2 protein-coding genes and 1 tRNA gene are annotated in these 3963 nt (G+C 74.4%); all 3 read left to right on the forward strand.

What is annotated here, in order from left to right; genetic code table 11:
* Positions 1-223: 223 nt before the first annotated feature.
* The 3 genes from ACFWXO_RS43930 (at position 224) to ACFWXO_RS43940 (ending at position 3808) form a co-directional block, all read left to right on the forward strand.
* Positions 224-1651 (forward strand): MFS transporter, encoded by a 1428-nt coding sequence (locus tag ACFWXO_RS43930; RefSeq protein WP_375892924.1) that lies wholly within the window; start codon positions 224-226, stop codon positions 1649-1651.
* An 87-nt stretch (positions 1652-1738) separates the two neighbouring features.
* A tRNA-Ser gene (locus ACFWXO_RS43935) sits at positions 1739-1800 on the forward strand.
* A 430-nt stretch (positions 1801-2230) separates the two neighbouring features.
* Positions 2231-3808, forward strand: coding sequence for a TROVE domain-containing protein (locus ACFWXO_RS43940; RefSeq protein WP_380532531.1), 1578 nt, complete (start codon positions 2231-2233; stop codon positions 3806-3808).
* Positions 3809-3963 lie beyond the last annotated feature (155 nt).

A 3963-nucleotide genomic window follows, 5' to 3' on the forward strand; every position in this document is an offset into this window, starting at 1 on the left:
CCCGCGCTCGGCGCGCGCGGGCGCGCGCCGCGCCCACCCGGCGCGGGGGCCCCCCCCCCCCCCCCCGCGCCGCCCGGGCCCCCCGCCGCCGGGTGCGCGATCCCGCCATCCGGAATGCGGCCTCTTAACCGTCGGAACGCGTCCGACTACTCTAGGTACAGCAGCTACGGCCCGGTGCCGCCCGGGCCCCGCGCACAAGGCCGCAGGAGGTGCCGCCGCCACCATGACCGTCAGCCCACGAGGACCGAACGAACGGCTCGGCACGCTCCTGACCCTCGCCCAGATCAGCAACGCCGGACTGGCCCGAAGGGTCAACGACCTTGGCGCGCAACGCGGTTTGACGCTGCGGTACGACAAGACCTCGGTCGCGCGCTGGGTCAGCAAGGGCATGGTCCCGCAGGGGCCCGTCCCGCACCTGATCGCCACCGCGATCGGCGGCAAGCTCGGCCGGCCCGTCCCGCTGGAGGAGATCGGCCTGGGCGACACCGACCCGGCGCCCGAACTCGGCCTGGCCTTCCCGCGCGAGGTGGCCGACGCGGTGCGCTCGGCCACCGACCTGTTCCGGGTCGACCTCGACCTGCGCCGCGGGCCCGGCGGCGGCCGCTGGAGCGACAGCCTGGCCGGCACCTTCTCGGTCGCCGCGTACGCGACGCCCGTCTCCCGCTGGCTGATCAACCCGGCGGACGGCTCGGTGGCCCGCGACGTGCCGCGCTCCCCCAGCGAGAACTCCTCGTACCGGGTCGGCCACTCGGACGCGGTCAAGCTCCGCGAGGCCGCCCAGGAGGCCCGCCGCTGGGACTCCAAGTACGGCGGCGGGGACTGGCGTTCGTCGATGGTGCCGGAGTGCCTGCGGGTGGAGGCGGCGCCGCTGCTGCTGGCCTCGTACAGCGACGCGGTCGGCCGGGCGCTGTTCGGCGCGACCGCCGAACTGACCAGGCTGGCCGGGTGGATGGCCTTCGACACCGGCCAGCACGAGGCCGCCCAGCGGTACTACATCCAGGCCCTGCGGCTCGCCCGGGCCGCCGCCGACGTGCCGCTCGGCGGCTACGTGCTGGCCTCGATGAGCCTCCAGGCCGGCTACCGGGGCTTCGCCGAGGAGGCCGTCGACCTCGCCCAGGCCGCGCTGGAGCGCAACCGCAGCCTGGCCACCGCCCGGACCATGAGCTTCTTCCACCTGGTGGAGGCACGGGCCCAGGCCAAGGCCCGCAACGCGGCAGCGTGCGCGACGGCGCTCGGCGCGGCGGAGAGCGCACTCGAACGAGCACGCGCCGGGGACCCCGATCCGGCGTGGATCGACTTCTACGCCTACGACCGGCTGGCCGCCGACGCCGCCGAGTGCTTCCGCGACCTCGGAGTGCCCTCCAAGGTCCGGCAGTTCACCCGCGAGGCACTGGCCAAGCCCACCGAGGGCTACGTCCGCTCGCACGGCCTGCGGCTGGTGGTCTCGGCGATGGCCGAGGCCGAGGCGGGCAACCTGGACGCCGCGGTCGCCGCCGGCGAGCGCGCCGTCGAGGTGGCCGGCCGGATCTCCTCGCAGCGCAGCCGGGAGTACGTGGTGGAGATGCTGCGGCGGCTGGAGCCCTTCCAGGGCGAACGCCGGGTCCGCGAGCTGACCGAGCGGGCGCGGGCGGTGATCGTCGCTCCGGCGTGACGTCCGAGTGGCATGGCGTTCGGGCCCGGCGATAAATGGGGTGCACCTGCGGGAGGGGACTGGATATGTTCTCTCTCGTCCAGGTGCGCAGGCGGAGGTTACTTCCACTCTTAATGGGCGTGTCGCGGGTTCGAGTCCCGTCACCGGCTTCGGGCCGGTGTAGCTCAGTTGGCAGAGCAGCTATGTCACCTCAGCCGTCCTTGAACTCTGGACACCCATACCTGAATAGAATTCCGCACCTCCCGGTGCGCCGGCAGCGGTTACTTCTGTGGAGTGCCCCTTCAACGGGGTGCGTTGAAGCAAACCCAAAAACCGCAGCCGAATCCATTGATCTCGGGAGGCAGCTGCGCTTCGGAGTGCCCGGTGCGCAGGCGGGGGTTACTTCGGATCTTGCGGTTCCGGGTTCAAATCCCGGGCGTGCCGTGCGCGAGCGCGGCCGCTAGCTCAATCCGGTAGAGCACAAGGCATATACCTCCGCCGACGTCGGTCGTCGTTCGACGACCGGCACGATCTCGGGCACCCCAGCCGCAGCATGCCTCCCTCCCGCTGACGACCGAGCACGCCGAGGGGGGCTGCAGCATGTCCAGGTTCAACATCCGCAAGACCAAGGCCAGTCCGAAGTCACCGGTGACCACGACCGGGAAGCGCACCACCAACCACAACGGCGGCGTCGGGTTCACCCGGGACGCCAAGTCCGAACTCTTCCTCCTCGCCGTGGCCAACATGGTCGGACAGGACACCTTCTACGAGCGCGGCGGCGCCCGCGACGACCGCTACACCGCGCTGGTGCGCGAACTCGCCGTCAGCGACCCGGAGTGGACCCTCGGGCTGCTGCGCTGGCTGCGGTACGGTGCGCAGCTGCGCACCGCCGCGCTGGTCGGCGCCGCCGAGTTCACCCGGGCCCGGCTGGACGCCGGTGCCCACGGGCACTCCCGGCAGGCCGTCGACGCCGTGCTGCGGCGGGCCGACGAGCCCGGTGAGCTGCTCGCGTACTGGACCTCGCGCTACGGCCGGGCGCTGCCCAAGCCGCTCAAGCGCGGCGTCGCGGACGCGGTGCGGCGGCTGTACGACGCCCGCGCGCTGCTCAAGTACGACACCGCGGGCAAGGGCTACCGCTTCGGCGACGTCCTGGAGCTGACCCACCCGGCGCCGGACCCGGCCAAGCCCTGGCAGGGCGCCCTGTTCCAGTACGCGCTGGACCGCCGGCACCGGCCGGAGGAGGCCGTCCCGCCCGCCCTCGACCGGATGCTGACCGCCAACCGCGAGCTGCTCGCGCTGCCCGTCGGGGAGCGCCGGGCGGCCGTGACGGCGGAGGACGGCGCGGAGCGGCTGGCCGCCGCCGGGCTGACCTGGGAGGCGTTGGCGGGCTGGCTGCAGGGTCCGATGGACGCCGCGGTCTGGGAGGCGGTCATCCCGTCCATGGGCCCGATGGCGCTGGTGCGGAACCTGCGCAACTTCGATCAGGCGGGGGTGTCGGACGCGGTCGCGGCCGAGGTGGCCCGGCGGGTCTCCGACCGGGGCGAGGTGCGGCGCTCGCGCCAGTTCCCGTTCCGCTACCTGGCCGCGTACCGGCACGCGCCCTCGCTGCGGTGGGGGCACGCGCTGGAGACGGCGCTCGGCCACTCGCTCGCCAACGTGCCCGAGCTGCCCGGCCGGACGCTGGTCCTGGTCGACCGCTCCGGCTCGATGTTCGACCGGCCCAGCGCGCAGACCCAGCTCAACCGGGCGGACTCGGCGGCGATCTTCGGCACCGCGTTGAAGGTGCGGGCGGCCGAGGCGGACCTGGTCGAGTTCGGCAGCGTCAGCCGGGTGGTCGAGGTCGGCCGCGGGGAGGCGGTGCTGCGGGTGCTGGGGCGCTTCTCCAACCTCGGCGGCACCAACACCGCCCAGGCCGTCCGGGACCACTACCGGGGCCACGACCGGGTGGTGATCATCACCGACGAGCAGCCCGGCGCCGGGTACGGGGGCAGCGATCCGCTCACCGCCGTACCGGCCCACGTGCCCGTCTACACCTGGAACCTGGCCGGCTACGCCACGGGCCACGGCCCGAGCGGCGGTGCCAACCGGCACACCTTCGGCGGCCTGAGCGACGCGGCCTTCCGGCTGATCCCCCTGCTGGAGGCGGGGACCGACGCCGGCTGGCCCTGGGAGGTCTGACCACGACGCGGCCGGACGGGGGGCGGTGCCGCCGCGCGGAGCCGGGGGGCTCTGCGCCGCGGCGCCCCGGCCCCACCGTGGGGGGCGCGGGGCGCGGGGTGGGGGGGGGGTGGGGCCCCCGCCCCCCGCCGCGCCGGGGGGCCGGGCCGGGGGCC

This window comes from Kitasatospora sp. NPDC059088 (assembly GCF_042738155.1).
Classification (GTDB): Bacteria; Actinomycetota; Actinomycetes; order Streptomycetales; family Streptomycetaceae; genus Kitasatospora.

What these genes read in the sequence shown, in the direction of transcription:
- ACFWXO_RS43930 (WP_375892924.1), top strand. Translation starts at nt 224, where the DNA reads ATGACCGTCAGCCCACGAGGACCGAACGAACGGCTCGGCACGCTCCTG.
- ACFWXO_RS43940 (WP_380532531.1), top strand. Translation starts at nt 2,231, where the DNA reads ATGTCCAGGTTCAACATCCGCAAGACCAAGGCCAGTCCGAAGTCACCG.